We start from the raw sequence: 23,633 nt of genomic DNA, 5'->3' as shown, positions 1-23,633 counted from the left end.
CGATGAAGACGAGTGTCGGGACTCGAGCGCGTTACTCAAATACGTGGGATCGCGCATAAGTGCGTTTTGTGTTGATGACGGGGACGATCGCCAGACACGCCCGCGCAAACAGCTATTTGCACATACCGAACAACTCAAACAAAAGCGCGACTAAATAACGTCCCGTCCATCACCAGAGAAGCCGCAGCAGTCCGAGTCTCGACATTGAGCTTCTCGAACACGTGCTGCAGATGCTTGTCCACCGTGCGCGGACTCATGCCAAGGATCTCGCCGACATCGCGATTGATCTTTCCGCACGCTACCCAGTAGAGAACTTCTGCTTCGCGACTGGTGAGTCCGCAAACACCGGTCAATGCTTCCGGCTCGGGCACGCTGGCGCGCTTGCGGACCAGCAACGTGATGCCGCTGCCGTCACTGGCCAGGCGCGACAGGCTCAGGCGACGGCCATCGACCACGACCGACAGCGGATCCGGCCCGCGCGCGTCGAGCCACACCATTGCCACGGGAGGCAGGCGACCTTCGCTCGACAGATAGCCGCGCAACCACTCGCGTGAGGCGGGTGATTGCCAGCGCACGCACCCGGCTGAATCGACCGACAACATCGCATGGCCCGCGGCATCGACAGCGTCGCGTGCGCTGGCCATCTGCCGCGCATTGCGCACGTGCGCGACGATGCGCACCAGCACCTCGGGCGGGTTGAGCGGCTTGGTGAGGTAGTCGACGCCGCCGGCCTGGAAGCCTGCGAGGATGTGGCCGATTTCGGTCAGGCCGGTCATGAAGACGACGGGGATGTGGGCAGTCAGCGGATCGGTCTTCAGGCGCCGGCAGGTCTCGAAACCGTCGATGCCCGGCATCATCGCGTCGAGCAATATCAGGTCTGGCATCAGCAACGCCACCCGGTCGAGGGCGCTCTGGCCGTCGGTTGCGACGAGCACTCGGTAACCGGCGGCGTCGAGTGCCTCGTGCAGCATCGCCAGGTTTTCGGGGGCGTCGTCGACGATCAGCACCACGCCGGGATCGCTCGTCATACGCTGCCCTCTTCCAGCACGCGTGCGAAGCCTTGCAGGTCGAAGCGCTGCACGCAACCGCGCAGCACCTTGGTAACCGGCGCATAACGCGTGTCGAGCAGGTCAAGCTCTTCCAGCTTCTCGAGGATGCCGCGCACGTAGCCCATGTCGCCGAGCTGGCGCAGCACCAGCAGGCTGGCTTCGGGCAACATCGTTCGACTGCTGCCGGTCTCGACGTAGTCGACACCATCGTCCGGCGTCGCCCATACCAGGTCGAGCTTGGTGCGCACCCGCTCCAGCAAGTCGTCGATGCGAAAGGGCTTGATCAGGAAATCTTCGCGAGTCACGCCCACGTCGTTGCGCAAGTCGCTGTCGAAGGCGTTGGCCGACACGATGAGCACGGGCGCCATCGAGATGCGATTGGCGCGCAGCAGCCGCGCCGTCTCCCAGCCGTCGATCTCGGGCATGTCGATGTCGAGCAGGATCAGGTCGGGCGCGAACTGGCTTGCGACGCGCAGTGCCTCGACACCCGATGCGGCCTGCATCACGGTGAAGCCCAACGGCTCGAGCACATCGCTCAGTAGTTGCCGGTCGGCCGGCGCATCGTCGACCACCAGCACGCGCTTCGGCTCGCCTGCATAGCCGCTGATATGGCGCGGTGCCGGGGCATCGACTGGCATCTTCGGATGTGCGACCGAAGGCAGAAAGAGGCGCACCGAGAAGCACGAGCCAGTCCCGACGCGGCTGCTTGCTGTGAGCTCGCCCCCCATCAGGCTGGTCAGCAAACTGGAGATCGTCAATCCCAAACCAACGCCACCGGCCGCCGGACTCGCGCTGTTGTCGGCGCGCTCGAAAGGCAGAAAGATGCGCTCCATGTCGTCGTCGGCGATGCCGGGACCGGAGTCTTCGATCTCGAAGGTCGCGATCTCCGTCGCATAGCGCACGCGGAAGATCACCTGCCCGCGCCCGGTGTACTTGACCGCGTTGGCGAGCAGGTTGATGAGCAGTTGCGCGAGTCGCTTGCGGTCGCCGCGCACCGCTGGTGGCAACGGATCGGTCGGCTGGTACGAAAACGCAATGCCCTTGTTGCGCGCCTCGAGCTGAAAGATGTCCGCGAGCTGCGTCAGGAAGTCGGCGAAATGGATCTCTTGCCGCACCAGCGTGAGCCGGCCGGTCTCGATGCGCGCGATGTCGAGCAAGCCATCGATGAGCGACACCACGTGGTCGCCGCTTTTGCGGATTACCTCCAGCGCGGCGCGGCGGTTTGGCGGCAGGCTCAGGTCGCGCTCCAGGATTTGCGCGTAGCCCAGGATGCTGTTGAGCGGCGTGCGCAGCTCGTGGCTGATCGTGGTGATGAAACGGCTCTTGGCCTGGTTGGCCCGTTCGGCGACTTGGCGCGCGGCCTGCAGCGCCGCGTCGGTCACTTCATGCGCGCTGATTTCTTCGCGCAACAGCAGCGCCTGCCGGTTCGACTCGTCCTGCGCGACGCGCCGGCTATCGGACGTCAGCAGCAACCAGCACGAGCCGATGGCCACCACCAGCAAGACCAGCGCGCAGGCGATCTTGATGCGCATCAGGTGCCACAGTGCGGGCGAGCCCGGTGCCAGCTCGCGCAACACCTGCCCCTCCTGCGCCACGATAAAAGACAGAATGGCGCCGAGCACCAACGCGAGGCCGAGCAGGCATGCCAGGTAGTGCATGCGACGGCTGAGTGCGACCTTCAACACCTTCGGCGCCCAGCGTGTGAAGGCTTCGGCGAACTGATGCCCCAGGCCAGTGCGCGGCTTGCACACATCCTTGCAGCGCGCATCGAGCGAGCAGCACAGCGAGCAGATGTTGCAGCCGTAGGCAGGGCAACTTGCCATGTCCTCGACCTCGTACGACTTCTGGCACACCCCGCAAGCCACCGAAGTGCCTTCAGCAAACGGCGCCGGTTGCCGCGCGATGTAGTACTTGCCGCCGGTCATCCACGCGACCAGCGGCGCGCAGCAAAAGGCCACGCAAAAGCCGATGGCCGTGCTGAAGGCCTGCGCCGCCGGCCCGAAAACGCCGACGAAGGCACTGAGCGCCAGCACTGTGCCGAGACCCATCGAGACGAAGCCGACCGGGTTGATGTCGTAGAGATAAGCGCGGCGGAATTCGATGCCGGGCGGGCTCAGCCCCAACGGCTTGTTGATGACCAAATCTGCCACCAGCGCGCCGATCCACGCCACCGCGAAGTTCGCATAGAAGCCGAGCATGCCTTCGAGCACGTCGAAGATGCCGACCTTGATCAACGCCACGCCGATCAGCACGTTGAACACCAGCCACACCAGCCGTCCTGGATGCGCATGCGTCAGCCGTGCAAAGAAGTTCGACCACGCAAGAGACCCGGCGTAGGCGTTGTTGACGTTGATCTTGATCTGCGAGACCGTGACGAACAGGCAGGTCAACGCCAGGATCCATGCCGGGTCTCGGAGCACCTGCGCGAAGCCGACGAGGTACATCTGCGTTGGCTTGACCGCCTCGGATGGCGCCATGCCCTGGCGGATGGCGAGGTAGGCCAGCACTGCACCGCCGAGCATCTTGGCGCCGCCGATCAAGATCCATCCCGGGCCGGCCGCCAGCACCGCAGTCCACCAGCGCCACGCCTGCCCGGCACGTGGCTTGGGCATGAAGCGCAGCGAGTCGACCTGCTGTCCGATCTGCGCGACCATCGACGCGACCACCGTACCCGCCGCGCCCAACAGCAGCCAGTCGAAGTGGCCGTCGTTGATGCCGTACGACGCATGCATCAGCCCCGTCAGATGGTCGGGCCAGCGAATGATCAAAAAGGCGTAGGGCAGCACCAGCAACACCAGCCACAGCGGCTGCGTCCAGGCCTGCAGCCTGCTGATCATGGTGATGCCGTACATCACCAGCGGTATCACCACCACCGAACAGATCAGATAGCCCAGCCACAACGGAATGCCCAGCCCCAGCTCCAGCGCCGACGCCATGATCGACGCTTCCAGCGAGAAGAAGATGAAGGTGAACGATGCGTACACCAGCGAGCTGAAGGTCGAGCCGAGGTAGCCGAAACCCGAGCCGCGCGTCAGCAGGTCGATGTCGACCGAGTACCGCGCCGCGTAGATGCTGATCGGGATGCCCGTCAGAAAAATGAAGATGCCGACGAGCGCGATGGCCCAGAAGGCATTGAAGAAGCCATAGTCCAGCGCGATGGAGGCGCCGATGGCTTCGAGCGCCAAAAAAGAAGTGGCGCCCAGCGCGGTGTTCGCGACCCGGAATTCGCTCCACTTCCTGAAGCTTCGCGGCGTGTAGCGCAGCGCGTAGTCCTCGATGGTTTCGTCGGCGACCCAAGCGTTGTATTCGCGCCGGATCGGCACGATGCGCTGAGTCGGTTCCATCGGGACGACGTCAGTGGCTGATCATCCACGGCCGCCGCCCCGGCGCACTCTTTGCCCCGTTCGGTGCCGTCACTGTCGCGCCGCGCTTGGCGCCACTGCAGCAACCACAACCCGACGGGTGCTTGAGCCGAGCATAGTCACCAGAGCGCTTGGGCTCGTGCGAAGCGCGTTCGTTGACGGCAATGGCACGGCGCGTGCCATCAGACATCAATGAAAGTCGTGGCGCGCCGGACAGCACCCGCGGCGATGCGCCGCCGCAGTCCGGACACGCGGCCGGCAGGTCTCGCTGGCTCACGCTGCGGAGGGCGTCGAACCCCCCGCAACCGCCGCATTCGTAGTCGTAAGTGGGCATGCGCGATCACTCAAATGATGTCGTGCGACAACGGCATGTTGATGCTGCCGTCGATGAACTTCGTCGGCCCGTTGGCGTTCGGGTTGATGTCGAAGTCGAAGATCTCGGTCGGCAGCCAGAGCGTCGCGCAGGAGTTGGGCACGTCGACCACGCCGCTGATGTGGCCCTGCACCGGCGCCGTGCCGAGGATCGAATAGGCCTGCGCGCCGGAGTAGCCGAACTTCTTCAGGTACTCGATCGCGTTCAGACAAGCCTGGCGGTACGCGACGTTGACGTCGAGGTAGTACTGCTTGCCGGACTCGTCGACCGAGATGCCCTCGAAGATGAGGTAGTCCTTGTAGTTGGGCGTCATCACGCTCGGCTTGAAGATCGGGTTCTTGATGCCGTACTTGGCCATGCCGCCCTTGATGAGCGTGACCTTCATGTGCACCCAGCCGGCCATTTCGATGGCACCGCAGAAGGTGATTTCGCCGTCGCCCTGGCTGAAGTGCAGGTCGCCGACCGACAGGCCTGCGCCGTCGACATACACCGGAAAGAACACCTTGGAGCCGCGCGACAGATCCTTGATGTCGCAGTTGCCGCCGTGCTCGCGTGGCGGCACGGTGCGTGCGCCTTCTGCCGCCGCCTTGGCCTTGGCTTCACCCGTCAGGCGGCCCATGTGTGCGGTGCCGGCCGAAGGCGGGTTGGCCAGGCCACCGGTCGGGTTGGTGTCGATCAGTTGCTGCTCGCGTGTGTTCCACATGTCGAGCATCGACTTGTCCGGCAGGCAGCCGATCAGGCCGGGGTGGATCAGGCCGGCAAAGTTGACGCCCGGGATGTGGCGCGAGCTGGTGAACATGCCCTTGAAATCCCAGATCGATTTCTGCGCCTCAGGGAAATGCTCGGTCAGAAAGCCGCCGCCGTTCTTCTTCGAGAAGAAACCGTTGAAGCCCCACAGCGAATCTTGCTTGGCGCCGATGTCGAGCAGGTCGACCACCAGCAGGTCGCCGGGCTCGGCACCCTTCACTCCCACCGGACCCGACAGGTAATGCACCGTCGTCAGGTCGATGTCGCGCACGTCGTCGGCGCTGTCGTTGTTCTTGATGAAGCCGCCGGTCCAATCGAAGGTCTCGAGGATGAAGTCGTCGCCCGGATTGACCCAGCAGGCCATCGGAATGTCCGGGTGCCAGCGGTTGTGGATGTTCTCGTTCTCGGTGGGCGACTTCGTCAGGTCGACCTTGATCAGCGTGTCTGTCATCTCTATGGCTCCAGGGTTGTGGTCAAACGGAAAGGTATGCCTTGATGTGGTTCACATCGGTCTTGTCGCGCGCGGTCTCGTGTACGAAGATGCCGCCCTCGATCACGAAGAGCCGGTCGGCCACATCCATCGCAAAGCTGAGCACCTGCTCCGACACGATGATGGTGATGCCGCGCATCTTTCGGATCTCGTTGAGCGCCTTGGCGATGTCCTTGATGATCGATGGCTGGATGCCTTCGGTCGGCTCGTCGAGCAGCAGCACCTTGGGGTCTGTCACCAGTGCCCGCGCAATGGCGAGCTGTTGCTGTTGACCGCCGGAGAGGTTGCCGCCCTTGCGCTTTTTCATGTCCCACAGCACTGGAAACAGCGCATAGATTTCTTCGGGGATGCGGCGCGTCTTCGAGTTCTCGAGGCCGGTCTGAATGTTCTCTTCGACGGTCAGCGTCGGAAAGATCATGCGGCCCTGCGGTACGTAGGCAATGCCCTTGGCGACGCGCACATAACTCTCGTCGCGCGACACTTCCTGGTCCGCCACCTTGATGCTGCCGCTCTTGATCGGCAGTACGCCCATCAAGCTCTTGAAGAGCGTCGTCTTGCCCATGCCGTTGCGGCCCATGATGGCGACCGTTTCGTTGGCGTAACCCTCGAAGCTGATGCCGTGAAGCGCTTCGCTCTGGCCGTACGCGACGTGCAGGTCTTCTACCTTCAGCATGACGTTGCTCATCTTTGCTTCTCCGATGCTGCGGTGAGTTGGGGGGAACGTTGCGGGATGCTGGCAAACCTCATCAATGCCCCAGGTACACGTCGATGACCTTCGGATCCGCCTGCACCTGCTCCATCGGCCCCTCGGCCAGAATCTTGCCCTGGTGCATGACGGTGACCTTGTGCGCGATACGCTTGACGAAGTCCATGTCGTGCTCGATGACGATGACCGAGCGGCCTTTACAGATGCGTTGCAGCAGGTCGGCGGTGAGCTCTCGTTCGCGTGCGCTCATGCCGGCGATGGGCTCGTCGAGCATCAGCAACTCCGGCTCCTGCATCAGCAGCATGCCGATCTCCAGCCACTGTTTCTGTCCGTGGCTCAGCAGGCCGGCTTCGGTGTCGAGCTTGTCGTGCAGATGGATGTCTTCGGCGATGGTCTTGACGCGGCTCTTGACCTCGTCGGTGCACTTGAAGGCGAGCGCGCCCATGACGGAGCGGCCGGCCGGGAACGACACTTCGAGGTTCTGGAAAACGCTCAGGTTCTCGTAGATCGACGGTGTCTGGAACTTGCGGCCGATGCCCAGGCGCACGCGCTTGTGCTCGGCCATCTTGGTGAGCTCGGTGTTCTTGAACTTGATGCTGCCGGCACTCGCCTTGGTCTTGCCGCAGATGAGGTCGAGCAGCGTGGTCTTGCCGGCGCCGTTGGGGCCGATGATCACGCGCAGCTCGTTCTTGTCGATGTAGAGCGTCAGCGCGTCGATGGCTTTGAAGCCGTCGAACGAGACGGTCAGGTCTTCCACTGCGAGGGCGAAGTCGGTGTTGCTCATGGGGTGCTCCTGGAACGGGTTCAGGCGCGCTGGGTGCTGACGCCGTCGGGCAGCGTCGGCTCGGCGGCGCTGTCGACCGTGGCGGCCACGGCGGCCGCATGCAATGCCGGCGACTGCGGTGCGTCGTCGCCGAGCGGCAGCAACTTGCGGCGCTGCAGGCGCGGCCGGATGTGCTCTTCCCACACGCCGGCCAGGCCCATCGGGAACGCCATCGTCACGCCGATGAAAAGACCAGCCATCAGGAACAGCCACATGTCCGGAAAGCTCTCGGAGAAGTACGTCTTGCCGAAGTTCACCAGCAACGTGCCGTACACCGCACCGACCAGGCTCATGCGTCCGCCGACCGCCGCGAAGATCACCATCTCGACCGAAGGCACGATGCCCACGAAGCTCGGCGACATGAAGCCGACCTGCAACGAGAACAGCGCGCCGCCGATGCCCGACAGCGCGGCCGCCAGGCAGAAGGTGAAGACCTTGAAGTTGGCCACGTCGTAGCCGGAGAAGCGCACGCGGTCTTCCTTGTCGCGCATGGCCAGCAGCAGCGTGCCGGCCTTGCCGGTCTGGATCCAGCGGCAAAGAATGATGCTGGCGAGCAGCAGCCCGACGCACAGGAAATACAACACGTACTTGGCGTGGTCGGTACGCGTGTCCCAGCCCAGCACCGTCTTCAGGTCGGTCATGCCATTGACACCGCCGGTGTAGCCCTGCTGGCCGATGATGAGCACCGTCAAGATCAGCGCGACCGCCTGCGTGATGATCGCGAAGTACACGCCACCGACCCGCCGCTTGAACATCGCGAAGCTGATGATCCAGGCCAGCAGCGTCGGTGCCGCGATCACCAAAATGAGCGTGAGCGTCAGGCTCTTGAAGGGCAGCCACATCAACGGCAGTTCGGTGATCTGGTTCCAGTCCATGAAGTCGGGGATGCCCGGCGTCGTCTGGATCTTGGTGGTGATCGGGTCCGAGGCTTCGAGCTTCAAGAACATCGCCATCGCATAGCCACCGATGCCGAAGAAGATGCCCTGCCCCAGGCTCAGCACACCGCCGTAGCCCCACACCATCACCAGCCCGACGGCGACGAAGGCATAGGTCAGGTACTTGCCGATCAGGTTGAGCCGGAAGATGTCCAGGCTCAACGGCAGGATGACTACCAGCAGGATGGCCAGCAGCAACAGGCTGCCGAGCTGGTAGCGCTTGATGAAGGTCTTGAGGGCGATCATTTAGCGGCGCACCTTGGAAGCGAAGAGGCCCTGGGGCCGGATCATGAGAATCAGCACGATGAGCGTGAGCGTCAGCACCTTGGCCATCGAGCCGGCCATGAAGAACTCGGTGATCGATTGCGTCTGCGCGATGCCGAAAGCCGACACCACGGTGCCGAACAAGCTGGCCGCGCCGCCGAAGGTGACGACCAGGAACGAGTCGACGATGTAGAGCTGGCCCGAGGTCGGTCCGGTCGAGCCGATGGTGGTGAAGGCCGCGCCGGCGACACCGGCGATGCCGCAGCCGATCGCGAAGGTCAGCCGGTCGGTCTTCTTGGTGTTGATGCCGATGGCGTTGGCCATCACCCGATTGGCGACCGTGGCGCGCACGCGCAGGCCCCAGCGGCTCTTGCTGAGCGCCAGCAACATGCCGCAAGTGACAACCGTGGTCAGCACCAGCACGAACATCCCGTTGATCGGAATGTCGAGTCCGGGAATCGGCGCCCAGGAACCGAGCAGCCACTCGGGCAGCACCGGACTCACTTCCTTGGGGCCGATGAAGGTACGAAAGCACTGCTGCATCGCGAGGCTGATGCCCCAGGTGGCGAGCAGCGTGTCGAGCGGCCGCTTGTACAAGTGGCGGATGAGTGCCCACTCGACCAGCCAGCCGGCGACGAACGCAAAAAAGAACGCCAACAGCACGGCGAACGGAAAGTAGTACGGCAGCAGCGTCGGTGCATGCTTTTCGACGAGCGTCGAGCCGAGATAGATGGTGTAGGCGCCGATGGTCATGAACTCGCCATGCGCCATGTTGATGACGCCCATCTGGCCGAAGATGACCGCGAGACCCAGGCCCATCAGCAGCAGCACCGCGAACAGGCTCAGGCCCGCGAAGCCCTGCATCAGGCCAATGTTCAGCAACTCTGAAAAACTCATATCGCTCCCGCGTATTGCCCCCTCTCCCGAGGGCGGGAGAGGGTTTTGGGTGAGGGTTGCCCCTCGGTGACTTGCGGCTTACTGGTAACCCTTGGGGAATGGATCCGGCTTGATGAGTTCCGGCGATTCCGACACCACCTTGAAGCTGCCGTCCGGCAAGCCCATCGCAATGCGCGACTTGCTCCACAGGTGATGGTTGGCGTCGAGCTTCACGTAGCCTTCTGGCGCCTGCTTGAGTTCGATGCCTGGCGATGCGGCGACGACCTTGTCGACGTCGAAGCTCTTGGCGCGCTCGACTGCGGCCTTCCACAACCAGGGGCCGAGGTAGCCGGCCTGGGTCACGTCGCCGATCACCGAGTCCTTGCCGTACTTGGCCTTGAAGGCGGCAACGAACTTCTTGTTGTTCTCGTTGTCCAGCGACTGGAAGTACTTCATCGACGAGTAGAAGCCAGCGAAATTCTCGCCGCCGACACCGGTCATTTCGTCTTCCGTCACTGCCAGCGTCACGAGCAGTTGCTTGTCACCGGTGATGCCGGCCGCCTTGAGTGCTTTGTAGAAGGCGACGTTGGAGCCACCGACCACGGCTGCATAGATGCAGTCGGGCTTTTGCAGCTTGATCTTGTTCATCAGCGAGCCGAAGTTGGTGCTGCCCAGTGGGTAGTACTCCTCGCCGACGACCTTGCCCTTTTGAAAATTCTCGATGTGCTTGCGCGCGATCTTCATCGAGGTGCGTGGCCAGATGTAGTCGGAGCCGATCAGGAAGAAGGTCTTAGCCTTCTTCTCGGTCTTGGCCCATTCCAGGCTGTACAGAATCTGCTGCGTGGCTTCCTGGCCGGTGTAGAAAACGTTCTTCGACTGCTCCAGGCCTTCGTAGAAGGTCGGGTAGTACAGCAAGCCGTTCTCTTTTTCGAACACCGGCAGCACGGCCTTGCGCGAAGCCGAGGTCCAGCAGCCGAACACCGCAGCGCAATGGTCGTTGATGAGCAGCTTCTTGGCCTTCTCGGCAAAGGTCGGCCAGTCGGATGCGCCGTCTTCCTTGATGACTTTGATCTTGCGACCGAGGATGCCGCCCATGGCGTTGATTTCATCGATGGCGAGTTGCTCGGCCTGGATCGAGCCGGTTTCGCTGATGGCCATGGTGCCGGTCGACGAATGCAGCTGGCCGACGATGACTTCGGTGTCGGTCACTGCCAGCTTGGTCGTGTTGACCGAAGCGGTTGGCTGCGCAAAGGCAAGGCCACCCAGGCCCATCATGGGCAAGGCAGCGGCGCCCTGAAGCAAGCGGCGGCGGCGCATCGCAATGCGCTCGGGCGATTCATCGATGGACGGGTCTTGATCGCGGGACATGGCGGTATCTCCAGGCAGGTTGAAGTTCAAAAACGAACACGGGGCGCCGGGTATGCACCACAGCTGTGCGCTTTGAGTGATCGCACTGAGTGCGGCACACCGAGCGCCATGGCCTGCACTCTAGAAACGGAATGCGTACTTCCGAATACGTCAATCAACGTAGCCTTGCCGACCAGCCGTGCGGCGAGACTGGCGATCCGTCGTCGAGTTCGCTTGCTCCGGCGGAACGGACAAGGAGCGCTTCTTGCAGAGTCTTAGGCAAACACCATTCCTGATAGAACGGAACATGCCGCCCGCGAACTCGTCTGCCACCTCTTCCGCCCCATCCTCCACACCGTCTTCCACGACGTCGCCCGTCACCGGTCAGAAGATCTTTCGCATTCGTCGCGACTACAACACCTGGGTCGCCAACGAGACGCTGGAGGACTACGCGCTGCGCTACACGCCGCGCAGTTTTCGCAAGTGGTCGGAGTTCGGCGTGGCCAACACCGCGTTCGGCGCCACCTCGTTCCTGGCGCTGGAGGCCATCGGCGGCGCCATCGCCCTGAGCTACGGTTTCTCGAACGCGCTGTGGGCCATCCTGGTGGTCGGCATCATCACGTTCCTGACCGGCCTGCCCATCTGCTACTACGCCGCCAAGTACGGCGTCGACATGGACCTGCTCACACGCGGCGCCGGCTTCGGTTACCTCGGCTCGACGCTGACTTCGCTCATCTACGCGAGCTTCACCTTCATCTTTTTCGCGCTGGAGGCGGCCATCCTGGCGCTCGCGCTGCAGATGTATTTCGACTGGCCGCTGGCAGCCTGTTACCTCGTCTCGTCGATCGTCATCATCCCGCTGGTGATGCGCGGCATCACGATGATCTCCAAGCTGCAGCTATGGACGCAGCCGATCTGGCTCGTCTTGTTCTTCTGCCCGTTCATTGCGGTGGCGATCAAGAACCCACAGGCCTTTGCCGACTTCACCGGGCTGGTCGGGCGCATCTCGGGCAACAACGACTTCGATCCGCTAATGTTCGGTGCCGGCGCCACGGTCGCCTTTTCGCTTGTGGTGCAGATCGGCGAGCAGGTCGACTACCTGCGCTTCCTGCCGGAGAAGACCGCCGCCAACCGGCGCCGCTGGTGGGCTGCCGTATTGGTCGCCGGGCCGGGCTGGATCGTGCCCGGCATGCTGAAGATGATGGGCGGCGCCTTCCTTGCGTTCCTGGCGCTACAGCACGAGATCAAGCCCGACCACGCGGTCGAGCCGACGCACATGTACCTGGCCGGCTTCGCCTACGTCTTCAAGGACCCGGCATGGGTGCTAGGCATCACGACGCTGTTCGTCGTGGTGTCGCAGATGAAGATCAACATCACCAACGCCTATGCCGGCTCGCTGGCGTGGTCGAACTTCTTCGCGCGGCTCACGCACAGCCATCCGGGCCGCGTGGTGTGGCTGGTGTTCAACGTGCTCATCGCGCTCCTGCTGATGACGCTCGGCGTGTTCGCAGCGCTGGAGAAAGTGCTCGGCCTCTACAGCAACATCGCCATCGCATGGGTCGGCGCGCTGGTGGCCGACCTGGTCATCAACAAGCCGCTGGGCTGGAGCCCTAAATCGATCGAGTTCAAGCGCGCCCATTTGTACGACATCAACCCCGTCGGGCTCGTGTCGATGCTGGTAGCGGCGACGATTGCGATGGTGGCCTATGCCGGGCTGCTCGGGCGCTGGGCCGAGTCGTTCTCGCCCTTCATCGCGCTGTTGACAGCGCTGTTGGTATCGCCTCTCCTGGCCTGGAAAACCAAAGGCCGCTACTACCTGGCGCGCACCGACCTGCAGCACTGGACGCCGGGGCAGATCGTGCGCTGCTCGGTTTGCGACAACAGCTTCGAGTCGGAGGACATGGCGCACTGCCCGGCCTACAGCGCACCGATCTGCTCGCTGTGCTGCACCCTCGAATCGCGCTGCCACGACGCGTGCAAGAAAGACTCCCGCGCGTCGGAGCAGATCAGCGTCTGGCTCAAGGCACTGCTGCCACCGGCGGTTGCGCTGCGGCTCAACTTCCGGGTCGTCCACTACATCCTCGTCACGACATCGCTGATCGCCTTGCTCGCCACGGTGATGGGCATCGTCTATGCGCAGGAAGGCTTGCTCAACGCCGATGCCGCCGGCGTGTTTTTGCAAACGCCCTTTCTCAAGGTCTTCGCGATGCTGTCGATGGTGGTGGCCGTCGCCGCCTGGTGGATCGTGCTGGGCAGCGAGAGCCGCAAGATGGCGCAGGAAGAATCGAACCGCCATAACCACCTGCTCACGCTGGAGATCGAGGCGCACGGCCGCACCGGCGCCGCGCTACAGGCAGCCAAGGAAGCCGCCGAAGCCGCGAACCAGGCCAAGACCCGTTACGTGGCCGGCATGACGCACGAGCTGCGCACGCCGCTCAACAGCATCCTCGGTTACTCGCAGATCCTGCTGAAGAACGACGACACCGCGCGCCCGCCGCGGGAAGCGGTGCAGACCATCCACCGCAGCGGCGAACACATGCTGAGCCTGATCGACGGGCTGCTCGACCTGGCGCGCATCGAGGCCGGGCGCCTGCAGCTGGAGTCGATGCCGCTCGCGCTGCCGGACTTTCTGGAAGAAGTCGTCCGCATGGTGCGACCGCAGGCCGAGAGCAAGGGCCTGGCCTTCGTCTACACGCAGAGCGGCAGGGTGCCACCCTGGGTGCAGGCCGATGCCAAGCGGCTGCGCCAGATCCTCATCAACCTGTTGAGCAACGCGGTGCGCTTTACCGATGCCGGCAGCGTGACGCTGCATGTCGATGCACGCAGACAGGTGTTGCGCTTCGATGTGGTCGACACCGGCATCGGCGTCGCACCGCAAGACCATCAGCGCATCTTCTTGCCGTTCGAACGCGGTGCCGCCGGCCGGCGCCATGGCGGCGAGCCGGGCACCGGCCTCGGGCTCACCATCACCGGCCTGTTGACTTCGCTGATGGGCGGCGATCTGCAACTCGCGGACACCTCGTCGAAAGGCAGCGTCTTCAGCGTGCGTGTGTACCTGCGCGGGGTGGCCGACCCCGGTCCGCAGGTCGTCCCGCAGCGCGTGATTTCCGGCTACTTCGGGCCGCGCCGCACGCTGCTGGTGGTCGACGACCAACCGGTGCAACGGCAGATGCTCGCCGGCATGCTGGCGCCGCTGGGCTTCGATGTGCGCGAGGCTGCCAGCGGCACCGAGTGCCTCGACAGCCTGCGCCAGCACGTGCCCTCCGCCATCCTGCTCGACCTCAGCATGGACGACATGGACGGCTGGGAAACGGCAGGCCGCGTGCGCGCCGCCGGCTTTGCCGTGCCGATCATCATCGTGTCGGCCAACGTGTTCGAGAACCAGGCCGACAGGCTGCGACTGCACGATTGCCAGGCCTTCGTCGGCAAGCCGGTGATCGAGTCGGAACTCACCACCACGCTGGAGCGACACCTCGGTCTGCAGTGGCTGCAGCCAGGGCTGGTGCCGGCTGGCGGGCAGACATCGGCAGAAGCCGCGCCCGAGTTGCTGACCTTGCCCGAAGAAGCGCGACACGAACTCATGCGGCTGGTTCAGGTCGGCCATGTGCGCGGCCTGCAGCAGGCGCTAGACCGGCTCGCAGCGGCGCACCCCGACCTGGCCGCCACCTGCACGCATCTGCGCGGCATGGTGGCTCGCTTCGATCTCGACAGTTTCAAGAACGCACTCGCCGAGGAGGTCCATGCCCCCAATTCCTGAAGCCGACCGCCCCGTGGTGCTGGTGGTCGACGATGCACCGAGCAGCCTGGGCATGTTGTGCGACACGCTGGAGGCCAGCGGCTACACCGTGCTGGTCGCGGCGGACGGCGAATCGGCGCTGCAGCGGCTCGAACTCGTGGTACCCGACGCCATCCTGCTCGACGGCATGATGCCGGGCCTCTCGGGCTTCGAGACCTGCCGCCGCATCAAGGCCAACCCGGCGCTGGCGCACATCCCGGTCTTGTTCATGACCGGCATGTCGGAGACGCACGACGTGGTCGAAGGCTTTGCCAGCGGCGGTGTCGACTATGTGGTGAAACCGATTCGTGCGCAGGAGGTGCTGGCGCGACTGCACACGCATGCCCGTAACGCGCGCATCACCCGGATGGCGCGCGACGCCGTCGATGTGGCTGGCATGGGCGTGGTGTTCGTCGACACGCGCGGCCGGCTGGCTTGGCGCTCACCGCAAGCTGCCCTGTGGCTGCATGCGCTCGGCGAACCCGCCGAGCCCGGCCATTTGCCGGCGGCGCTCGAAGACTCATTGGTCCACGGCAGCACGCACGTCGTCACCACCGCAGGCGGCACGCGGCTGTCGGTGCGCAACCTAGGCGCGGCCACGCTGGGCGAAACCATGCTGCTGCTGGCCTTGCACAAAGAAGGCCCCGCCGCATTGGCGCGCCTCACCGAAGCCGCGCTCACGCCGCGCGAAACCGAGGTGCTGTCATGGCTCGCCAAGGGCAAGACCAACCGCGATATCGGAGACATCCTGGGCATGAGCCCGCGCACGGTGAACAAGCACCTGGAGCACATCTTCGAGAAGCTGGGGGTGGAGACGCGTTCTGCTGCGGCGGCGTTGGCGAGTGGGCATCTGGTGTGACGCGAAATGAGGCGCCCTCAAGCAGTCTTGCGTTTGACGATCTGCGCCGATGATTTTGGCCGGCCGCGCTGCTTCTCCCGGATCAGGTCTGCCAATAGCTTTACTTTGGGCTGCGGCGAGTCCTTGCGCCAAATGAGCATCGTCCTCACCGTCCGGAAATCACCCTTGAGTTTGTGCTCCGAAAGCCTCGCGCGCTCGGTGTAGGTGTCCAATACGGCGGCCGGAATGAGCGCGACACCCATGCCCGCTACGCAACACCCAAGGATGGCGTGGTAGGAGCCGACCTCGATGATCCGACGCGGCGCCATGTTGTCTCGAGCGCACCAGGCCTCCAGTCGTTGACGATGTGGACAGTCGGGCTCGAAAACCAACAGCGTTCCCTTGCGGATGTCGTGGGCAGAGCGAATCGGCGGGTGACCGACAGGACCAATAATTACCAGTTGCTCCGTACACACTGCAAGGCTGTCCAACCGCGGATCGGAGACTGGTTCAGCGACCAGCGCTGCGTCGAGTTCCCCCGACAACACGCGGATCGTCAGCGGACGAGGCGCGCCCGTGCGAAGTTCTATCGACAGCTCCGGGTAGCGCTCGTGGATTTGCCCGAGAAGCGACGGTAGACGGATGGCCGCTGTGCTTTCCATAGAGCCCAGATGAAGTACCCCGCGTGGCATTTGTTCGTGCATGGCACCACGCGCTTCCTCGGCTAGCAAAAGCAGGCGGTTAGCGAATTCAAGAAGCACCTTGCCCTGCGGTGACAACTGGAGACGCCGGCCCTCCCGGCCGAAGAGTGCGACACCGAGGTCGTCTTCAAGATTCTTGATGCGCGTCGTGACATTGGACGGAACACGATGCAGGAGCGCGGCCGCCCGCGTGATACCGCCGGCCGTGGCGACAGCTTGGAAAACGCGCAAATCGGACAAGTCCATATTCTCAATTCAAGAATAAAATAATTTTAATTATTCACTTTATAAGACAGCATCAGATTCCTAAACTGCGATCACTTCATTGTCGAAGTCTCACCGCTCCTTGAAAGACGCCCCATGATCGTGACCGTTTTCAGATCCAGACTGAACGCCGAATCCCAGAACGAATACCAACAATCTGCCGCACGGATGAGTGAACTTGCCAAGGGCATTGCCGGCTACATCTCGCACAAGGGATTCACCGCCGCAGATGGCGAACGTGTGACGATCGTTGAGTTTGATTCCGAGGAAGGCCTGCGGGCCTGGGCGACCCATCCCGAGCACGTGGAGGCCAAGAAAATGGGGCGGCAGGTGTTCTTCTCGGAGTACCGCGTGCAGGTTTGCAACGTCGTTCGGGACACCGCCAACAGAAAGCCCGCCACGCATCGCGTCGATGCTTGAATACGAAAAGGATGTCGATGCGGATGCGATCGTTCGCAACGCGGAGCGATCCAGCGACAAGCCGCGTCAACTTCAGGGTCGTTCCGCGGTACTGAATTCCTCCGGCGTGGCAGCACATCTCCGCCGTCACGAAATCTGGTCAACCCGTTCCAGGCCTGCGCTAACCGACTGCTTCTGGGCCGATAGCGGTCATTCAATGTGATTGCCCGTATCGGTCAGTTCGACGTGGGAGCATTGCTACTCCGCTTGCTCACGCGTTCTAGGAAGCCATCTACGACCGGCCCCCACAGCCCGGTCAAGGAAAGGATGTGATGGCCGTCTTGCCCCGAACGTGTTTCGAGCACATGAAACTGCCCCTGCCCCCCGGCAATCTCGAAGGCGTCGAAGCTCTTGCGACTGTGAGCAACGCTATAGAAAGGATCGTTTTCCGCATACAACCATAGGCTCGGCCCGGGGAACTTTGCTCCTCTCTCGGCGATGACGGGATTGATCATCTCGGATGCGAACCCATGTTCATCAACCCAGCCGCCTACAAAATTCAGAACGCCGCCGAAGAGATCGGGGTGCGACGCAGCGGATGCCAACGCAAGGAAGCCCCCACGAGAATGGCCTCCGATCAGAAGGTGGTCGCGGCTCACGTCAGCTCTCTCGAGCAGATGCTCTACAACGCACGCCAGGTCTCGCAGTGCGCGCTCGAATCCTGGAAGAGCGTATTGGGGATCGTCAGAGTACTGCGACCGATCTGGTTTGAAGCCTTCGTCGTAAAGTCCTCCCGACTTTCCGCGCCCGCGTCGCTGGGGGAAGACGACCATCCAACCGCGATCATTGAAGTGCTTCGCCAACGTTGGACTGGTCACCGTGCTGGTAAACAGCGACGGATCGTTTCCAACACCCGTCGAACCATGATTGAACACAAGCGTCGGGAAGGGACCCAGCCCATTCGGCTTGAACGTCACCATCTCGAGCGTGATCTCTTCGCCATGCTCGAACTCGCCGGTAGGCACGCGTTCGATGACGCGCCTCACTCCTGCACTCCCGTGTGATAGGACACCCGCTATCCATCTGCCGTCGACCTCGCGCCACAAAAGTTCAACAACCTCCGGATTTCTCATTCGAAACCGGAGGCTTGCGCCGTTTGTGAATCGACCTCGAAGTTCATTTCCATGAATCTGAGCGAGTACACGTTCGCTATAGACACCCTGACCATCGGATGCGCGCGCACAAACGATGGTGGCAGCGTGGAGAGAAAGATTCTCAACTATCAGCTTGACGTCGCAGCTCCGGCCCTGGCCGGCCCATCCGGACCACACCCCGGACCAGGCTGAGATCAATGCCGGCAGATCGCTCGGCGGCTGTATTACCGCGACGTCGGCTGGTGCGGCAGCTTCAACTGTGCTCTCAGAAGCTTCCGGCTCCAGAGCACTCATGAACTCGGGCCAAATTGCGGTGGTCTCTTGTTCGGCGGACATAGGCTGTCGAGTGCTACCTTCAAACATCGGGTTGTACCCGTACCCTTAAGCCGGCAATTCCAACGTCTCCCACTGACGCAGCAATGCGACCTGTCGGCGGAGCTGGTCAGAGGGCATCGTTTGCGAACCCCATACGGGGACTCGTCCTGCGTACTCTCCGAGCAACCAAAATTGCCGCACTGCCATGAACCGTGCGATGGCGGCAAAGTCCGCGTCTGCGACCGGTCTTTTAGCTCGGTAGGCGGAGATGTAATGTTTCCACTGCATCTCCGCCTTGTCGGTCACCTTGGCGTCCGGTACGCGCGGGTACAGGTTCCATGGGTAGACCGCGAGCTCATATGCCAGGTAGCCCGGTCCCGCCTCGTCAAAATCGAAAAAAACGGCTCGGCGTTGCCCTTGGGCGTCGGTAACAACGAAGTTGTTTTGGCCATGCGCGTCGCCGTGGCACAGCACGCGACTCAGTTCACCCAGGCCCAGGATTGCATCGTGTAGTCGCAAGCCCAGCTTCTCGAACTGGGGACGTAATTCGTCAGTCATGGACGGCGCGCGAAGCAGGCCTTCCAGCGGCCGCAGCAGAAGGTAATCCAGGTCAAGCACGTAGTCGCTTGCCGGGCCCTGGTAGCTTTCGCCACCTCTGTGCAAGTCGACCATTCCGTGCGCAAAGGCTTGGATGTCAGCAGTTGCCTCTCCGGTGAACTCCCCATCCAGATAGTCGAAGAGCATCAGCATCCGGGGGCCTTCCGGCAGCAGCACCTTTATGGCAACTTCGCCGGTCGCCGTAGTCACGCACCGAGAGACTTGGCAGCCGACGTGGGCCCAGTGCTCGAGCGCCGCAGCCTCGAACAAGATATTGGGACCACCTCGCGGGCGCTCGGCACAAAGCCTCGCCACAACGCGCCGCCCGCTGGCAAAGCTCAGGCGATAAACCTGATTAAAACTTCTGCGTAGGAATTCACTCTCGACGACATTGCCGAGGCCGTAGCGGTCCTGGACCAAGGCGGCGATGCTGACAGCCGTTGGCGTCGATTGCGCGATTTCCAATGGCATGTCGCCCCGCAAGAAAAGGGCGCGATTATGGCGCAACGATCGGTCGGGCTGGAACGACGGCCTCTGGCCGCTCTGCGCTTCTACATCGCACGAGCCAAGAGCGCTTGCGCGAGCAGCGTTTCTGCGAACGCTACTGCGGATCAGCCACACGATGGAACGTCGATCGTCTGATTCAGAGGTCTTGCCGTCGACCACATCGTCCGTCATGACCGCCCGATGACCCGATGACCCGATGACCCGATGACCCGGCGGCACAAGGCGTCAGCCGACTCGGCTTGCCAGTAAGCACCGACACGAACTATCGCGCTAACCGTTAGAGTTTTTAGCGAGGTTCACCTCGCACAACAAAGACTCGATGAACAACCAACAGCTCCCACCTGACCGATCCGCCGGCTCGACCCCGCTTCGACTGGCGCTGATCGCGGCCGTCGTCGCAGTGATCGCAGCCGCCTTCGCTTACACCGCGGGCTGGCTTTCGCCCGACCGCGTCACGCAGACCAAAATCGTCGACAACCTCGCGCCACCCGCCGGTGCAGCATTGGGTTTCCGCCGCAATCATTCGAAAGGCATCTGCTTCACCGGCACCTTCGACTCCAATGGCGCAGGCGCTGCGTTGTCCAAGGCGCAGGTCCTTTCGCCCGGCAGCTTTCCGGTCACTGGCCGCTTCAATCTTGCAGTCGCCGACCCGAATACCGAAGACGCGACCTCGCGCGTGCGAGGGTTGAGTCTGCGCATTCAATCGCCTGACGGGCAGGAGTGGCGCTCCGCCATGATCGATGCGCCGTTTTTTCCAGTCGCGAGTCCGCAAGCTTTCTACGACCTGCAATTGGCACAGCAGTCGAAGGCTCCTGACGCGATGAAGAACTTCGTCGGCACCCATCCGGAGCTGGCAGTGTTCGGCAAGTGGGCGGGCAGCGCACCCTTTACCGGCTCCTATGCGGAGGAGGCCTACAACAGCCTGAACAGCTTCATTTTTACCAACGCGCAGGGCCAGGATCAGGCAATACGCTGGTCGTTCATTCCGGCCGCGTCGCCGGTCGCGGTGCCGTTAGACGAGCTCAAGAAACGCGGCCCCGATTTCCTGGGCAAGGACATCACAGACCGTGTCGCGCAGTCGCCTCAACGCTGGAGCTTGATGGTCACCGCGGCCAACCCGGGCGACCCCACCGCAGACCCGAGCAAGGCCTGGCCTGAAGACCGCCGCAAGATCGATGTGGGCGCACTCGTCGTGCGCAAGATCGAGCCCGAAGCCGACGGCCCCTGCCGCGACATCAACTTCGATCCCGTCGTGCTGCCCGCGGGCATGCGCACTTCAGATGACCCGTTCCCGGCCGCGCGATCGGCTGCCTACTCGGTGTCTTACAACCGCCGGACCGCCGAAGAAAGCAGCTATCCGCGTACCGCTTCGGGAGCCAAGCAATGATTGCCAACACGAGCCCGATCAAGCATCGATTCACGCCACTCCAGCGTGCACTCCACTGGCTGATGGCGATCTGCATCATCGCGATGCTCTTCATCGGTGTCGGCATGGTCTCGACGATTAAGCCGCAGTACCTCACGCTGGTGTCGATCCACAAGCCACTGGGCATCACCATCCTCGTGCTCGCACTCATTAGGCTGATCGTTCGATGGCGTGATGGTGCACCGCCGCTGCCGATCGGCATGCCCGAGCCGATGAAGCTGGCGGCGCGCCTGTCGCATGTCGTTTTCTACCTGCTAATGATCGCGATGCCTCTGATCGGCTGGGCGATGTTGTCGGCAGCCGACTATCCGGTGATCGTTGCCGGCCTGCATCTGCCGGCCAACGTGCCGCCGAACCCAGGCTTGCACAGCGTGTTGTGGAAGACGCACCAGTTCCTGGCATTCACCTTCTTCGCGTTGATCCTCATTCATCTGGCGGCGGCACTGTTTCACAAGCTCGTGCGACGCGATGGCGTGTACGAGGCGATGGGGCCGACCGGTGGATCAGTTGCTGCAAGTCGCGCTGATTGAGCGGTCGTAGCTCGAGCCTGTTGAACCAGATGAGAACCGTCTTCCTCGTGAGTCGCGCCACATTGCTGGTGGGCGCCTTTTTGCTGGCCGAGTGGTCCAGCTTCGTCGTGAAGGCTGCCACCGAAGTCATGTAGCACCGCACCGCACCGCACCGCACCGCATCATCCAGCCTTCAACCGACACGCCGCCCGAACAATCCTGTTCACCGGATTCGGCTCCATGTCCCGAAACAACATCGGCCGCGGGTTGCCGCCGTAGTCCGCCACGGTGTGCGGCTCGCCTTGCCACAGCGGCTGCGCGTAGTACCTTGCCTGCACATAGGCTGCACGCCGCGCCTGGCAGTCGAAAACCACCTGCGACTCATAAGACCGGTAAGGGATGTTGTCCCAGTTGACGCGTTCCGCCGATCGATTGACTCGGACGTTCATGCGCTTGGACGCCGCCCTGTTGTCGCCTTCGACGCCGATAGCCACCGGGTCGACCTGCACCGTGTTGGAGGCCGGATCACCCGGATTGCCCGCCACGGTGAACCACTCAATTTGCAAGGGTGTTTGCGCATGCGCCGCCGAGGCCGCCGCCATCACCACCACCACCGCCGCTCCCGCCAGCCGCACCCTCATTTCGTCATCTCCGCTCTTTGTCGATGTAAACGTTTTCGAACATCGCGCGTCAAGCCGCTCAAGACGCACTCCCAAGCCGCTGCAACGCCTCCAACGACCGCAGCTCGATGCGGCCGTAGCCTAACCCGATCACTCGATCCTTTGCCAGCGCATTCAGTTCCTTGGACAGGGTCTGCCGCGTGACGCCGAGCATCATTGCCAGCGCCTCTTGCGGCAACCTGACACTGCGCCGAGGCTCGGCAGCTTGGGTTGCGTCACCCCGCGCCAGCGTGAGCAGACGCCGCGCAACACGAGCCCGCAGGCCGCGCAGCGTGGCGTCTTCCATCATCGCGTAGAGGCCGCGCACGCGCGCCGCCAGCAGGGCCGCGATGGCGTTGGCAAAGGCGACGTCGCGCATCTGCTGCGCGAAGGTTTCAGGCGGCACCACCAGCAGGTCGAGGGCGGTGAGCGCGGTCGCATCGTGCGTGCGGGGCGAGCCGTCGATAAGCGTGATTTCGCCGAACCAGTTGCCTGGCTCCAGCACAGCGAGGATCGCTTCGCGGCCGTCTTGCCGCAACGTCGAGATCTTGATGCGGCCAGCGGCCAGGCCATGAAAGCCGCCACCGGTCGACGGCAACGCATCGCCCTGCCGGAAGACCATCGTGCCCTTCGGCACATGCACCACCTCGGCCGCGGCGAGCAATGCGTCGCGTTGCGCGCGGGGGATGCCGGCAAACCACGGGTTGGACTCCATCGCGGCGCGATGCGGCGCTGAAAGACGAGGTTTTACAGGCGACGGCATGGGCTAGAACTGGAGATGTACCGGAGGCAGACCGGGGGTTTACCAGAGGTGATTATTGTCAAATTTTTGACAGTTGCACCGCGGGTGCAGGACTACAGTGGTCGCACGCCCTCAAACAACAACGGAAGACAGACACGATGAATGCAAGAGCGAACTTCGTCCGCATGCAGGACAGCACACGCGAAGACTGGCAAACGATCGGCGGTGAATTCATGCAGTTCGCAGGCGGCCTGCCGCAGCGCGTGGTCAAGCATCTGCAGATCCTGGAAGGCGACTACGGCGGCTTTCCGATCGACCGCTACACGCACTCGCTGCAGACCGCGACGCGCGCGCTGCGTGATGGCCGCGACGACGAGTACGTGGTGTGCGCACTGCTGCACGACATCGGCGACACGCTCGGCGCCTTCAACCACCCAGACATCGCTGCCGCCATCCTCAAGCCCTTCGTGACCGAAGACAACCTCTGGATGGTGCAGCACCACGGCATCTTTCAGGGCCACTACTTCTTTCACCACATCGGGCTCGATCGCAACATGCGCGACAACTTCCGCGAGAGCCCGCACTACGACCGTACGGCTGAATTTTGCGAGCTCTACGACAACCCGGCCTTCGACGCCACCGCCGAGACGCTGCCGATTGCCGAGTTCATGCCGATGCTGCAGCGCGTGATGGCGCAGCCACGGCAAAGCATCTACAAAGCGGCCGCAGTCAAGACCGCACCCGCGACCCCCGAAACCGTCTGAAGGAACACCCC

General features: G+C 63.0%; 20 protein-coding genes. 6 read left to right on the top strand and 14 right to left on the bottom strand.

What is annotated here, in order from left to right:
* Nucleotides 1-134: 134 nt before the first annotated feature.
* From QN413_RS10190 to urtA, 9 genes are all read right to left on the bottom strand, one after another.
* Nucleotides 135-1,028, bottom strand: a complete 894-nt coding sequence (locus QN413_RS10190) for a response regulator transcription factor (RefSeq protein WP_323496493.1) — start codon at nucleotides 1,026-1,028, stop codon at nucleotides 135-137.
* On the bottom strand, nucleotides 1,025-4,393 hold the full coding sequence (locus QN413_RS10185) for an ATP-binding protein (protein WP_323496492.1): 3,369 nt from the start codon (nucleotides 4,391-4,393) through the stop codon (nucleotides 1,025-1,027). Before QN413_RS10185 ends, QN413_RS10190 begins: the two co-directional genes overlap by 4 nt.
* Nucleotides 4,394-4,403: 10 nt before the next feature.
* Nucleotides 4,404-4,745, bottom strand: a complete 342-nt coding sequence (locus QN413_RS10180; protein ID WP_323496491.1) for a zinc ribbon domain-containing protein — start codon at nucleotides 4,743-4,745, stop codon at nucleotides 4,404-4,406.
* Between the two features lie 10 nt (nucleotides 4,746-4,755).
* Nucleotides 4,756-5,982, bottom strand: a complete 1,227-nt coding sequence (gene fmdA, locus QN413_RS10175) for a formamidase (protein ID WP_187052417.1) — start codon at nucleotides 5,980-5,982, stop codon at nucleotides 4,756-4,758.
* A 22-nt stretch (nucleotides 5,983-6,004) separates the two neighbouring features.
* Nucleotides 6,005-6,694, bottom strand: a complete 690-nt coding sequence (urtE, locus tag QN413_RS10170) for an urea ABC transporter ATP-binding subunit UrtE (protein ID WP_323496514.1) — start codon at nucleotides 6,692-6,694, stop codon at nucleotides 6,005-6,007.
* Nucleotides 6,695-6,767: 73 nt separating this feature from the next.
* A complete protein-coding gene (urtD, locus tag QN413_RS10165) occupies nucleotides 6,768-7,511 on the bottom strand; it encodes an urea ABC transporter ATP-binding protein UrtD (RefSeq protein ID WP_187052418.1) in 744 nt (247 codons plus the stop codon).
* A gap of 20 nt (nucleotides 7,512-7,531) precedes the next feature.
* Nucleotides 7,532-8,731, bottom strand: a complete 1,200-nt coding sequence (gene urtC / locus QN413_RS10160; RefSeq protein ID WP_323496489.1) for an urea ABC transporter permease subunit UrtC — start codon at nucleotides 8,729-8,731, stop codon at nucleotides 7,532-7,534.
* Nucleotides 8,732-9,646, bottom strand: a complete 915-nt coding sequence (gene urtB / locus QN413_RS10155) for an urea ABC transporter permease subunit UrtB (RefSeq protein ID WP_323496488.1) — start codon at nucleotides 9,644-9,646, stop codon at nucleotides 8,732-8,734.
* A 78-nt stretch (nucleotides 9,647-9,724) separates the two neighbouring features.
* Complete coding sequence (gene urtA / locus QN413_RS10150; protein WP_187052421.1) at nucleotides 9,725-10,993, bottom strand: urea ABC transporter substrate-binding protein; 1,269 nt, start codon at nucleotides 10,991-10,993, stop codon at nucleotides 9,725-9,727.
* Nucleotides 10,994-11,279: 286 nt separating this feature from the next.
* Here urtA and QN413_RS10145 point away from each other — a divergent pair, with 286 nt between their 5' ends.
* On the top strand, nucleotides 11,280-14,729 hold the full coding sequence (locus QN413_RS10145) for an ATP-binding protein (protein WP_323496487.1): 3,450 nt from the start codon (nucleotides 11,280-11,282) through the stop codon (nucleotides 14,727-14,729).
* On the top strand, nucleotides 14,713-15,606 hold the full coding sequence (locus QN413_RS10140; protein ID WP_323496486.1) for a response regulator transcription factor: 894 nt from the start codon (nucleotides 14,713-14,715) through the stop codon (nucleotides 15,604-15,606). The genes QN413_RS10145 and QN413_RS10140 overlap by 17 nt, the downstream gene beginning before the upstream one ends.
* 17 nt (nucleotides 15,607-15,623) lie before the next feature.
* Here the strand turns inward: QN413_RS10140 and QN413_RS10135 are convergent, their stop codons facing one another.
* The gene (locus tag QN413_RS10135) at nucleotides 15,624-16,532 is read right to left on the bottom strand and encodes a LysR family transcriptional regulator (protein ID WP_323496484.1); all 909 of its coding nucleotides are present in this window, start codon (nucleotides 16,530-16,532) and stop codon (nucleotides 15,624-15,626) included.
* A gap of 114 nt (nucleotides 16,533-16,646) precedes the next feature.
* On the opposite strand from QN413_RS10135, the gene QN413_RS10130 reads away from it, so the two are divergent.
* Nucleotides 16,647-16,970 (top strand): antibiotic biosynthesis monooxygenase, encoded by a 324-nt coding sequence (locus QN413_RS10130; protein ID WP_323496482.1) that lies wholly within the window; start codon nucleotides 16,647-16,649, stop codon nucleotides 16,968-16,970.
* 215 nt (nucleotides 16,971-17,185) lie between these two features.
* On the opposite strand, the gene QN413_RS10125 is transcribed toward QN413_RS10130, so the two are convergent.
* Nucleotides 17,186-18,439 (bottom strand): alpha/beta hydrolase family protein, encoded by a 1,254-nt coding sequence (locus QN413_RS10125; RefSeq protein ID WP_323496480.1) that lies wholly within the window; start codon nucleotides 18,437-18,439, stop codon nucleotides 17,186-17,188.
* A 45-nt stretch (nucleotides 18,440-18,484) separates the two neighbouring features.
* Nucleotides 18,485-19,693 (bottom strand): phosphotransferase enzyme family protein, encoded by a 1,209-nt coding sequence (locus QN413_RS10120; RefSeq protein ID WP_323496479.1) that lies wholly within the window; start codon nucleotides 19,691-19,693, stop codon nucleotides 18,485-18,487.
* Nucleotides 19,694-19,841: 148 nt separating this feature from the next.
* On the opposite strand from QN413_RS10120, the gene QN413_RS10115 reads away from it, so the two are divergent.
* Both QN413_RS10115 and QN413_RS10110 read left to right on the top strand, forming a co-directional pair.
* The gene (locus QN413_RS10115; protein ID WP_323496478.1) at nucleotides 19,842-20,909 is read left to right on the top strand and encodes a catalase family peroxidase; all 1,068 of its coding nucleotides are present in this window, start codon (nucleotides 19,842-19,844) and stop codon (nucleotides 20,907-20,909) included.
* The gene (locus QN413_RS10110) at nucleotides 20,906-21,478 is read left to right on the top strand and encodes a cytochrome b (RefSeq protein ID WP_323496477.1); all 573 of its coding nucleotides are present in this window, start codon (nucleotides 20,906-20,908) and stop codon (nucleotides 21,476-21,478) included. The genes QN413_RS10115 and QN413_RS10110 overlap by 4 nt, the downstream gene beginning before the upstream one ends.
* Before the next feature lie 161 nt (nucleotides 21,479-21,639).
* Here QN413_RS10110 and QN413_RS10105 read toward each other — a convergent pair whose 3' ends face one another.
* Together QN413_RS10105 and QN413_RS10100 are read right to left on the bottom strand one after the other, a co-directional pair.
* The gene (locus QN413_RS10105; protein ID WP_323496476.1) at nucleotides 21,640-22,098 is read right to left on the bottom strand and encodes a surface-adhesin E family protein; all 459 of its coding nucleotides are present in this window, start codon (nucleotides 22,096-22,098) and stop codon (nucleotides 21,640-21,642) included.
* Between the two features lie 58 nt (nucleotides 22,099-22,156).
* Nucleotides 22,157-22,879 (bottom strand): Crp/Fnr family transcriptional regulator, encoded by a 723-nt coding sequence (locus tag QN413_RS10100; RefSeq protein ID WP_323496475.1) that lies wholly within the window; start codon nucleotides 22,877-22,879, stop codon nucleotides 22,157-22,159.
* A gap of 137 nt (nucleotides 22,880-23,016) precedes the next feature.
* Between QN413_RS10100 and QN413_RS10095 the strand changes: the two genes are divergently transcribed.
* Entirely contained in the window at nucleotides 23,017-23,622 is a 606-nt protein-coding gene (locus tag QN413_RS10095) for an HD domain-containing protein (protein ID WP_323496474.1), read from the top strand.
* The last annotated feature ends 11 nt before the right edge of the window (nucleotides 23,623-23,633 follow it).

The organism is Variovorax sp. LG9.2 (assembly GCF_035018885.1).
Classification (GTDB): Bacteria; Pseudomonadota; Gammaproteobacteria; order Burkholderiales; family Burkholderiaceae_C; genus Variovorax.
The sequence above is the reverse complement of the archived record's forward strand: the minus strand, read 5'-3'. Positions and strand labels throughout refer to the sequence as shown.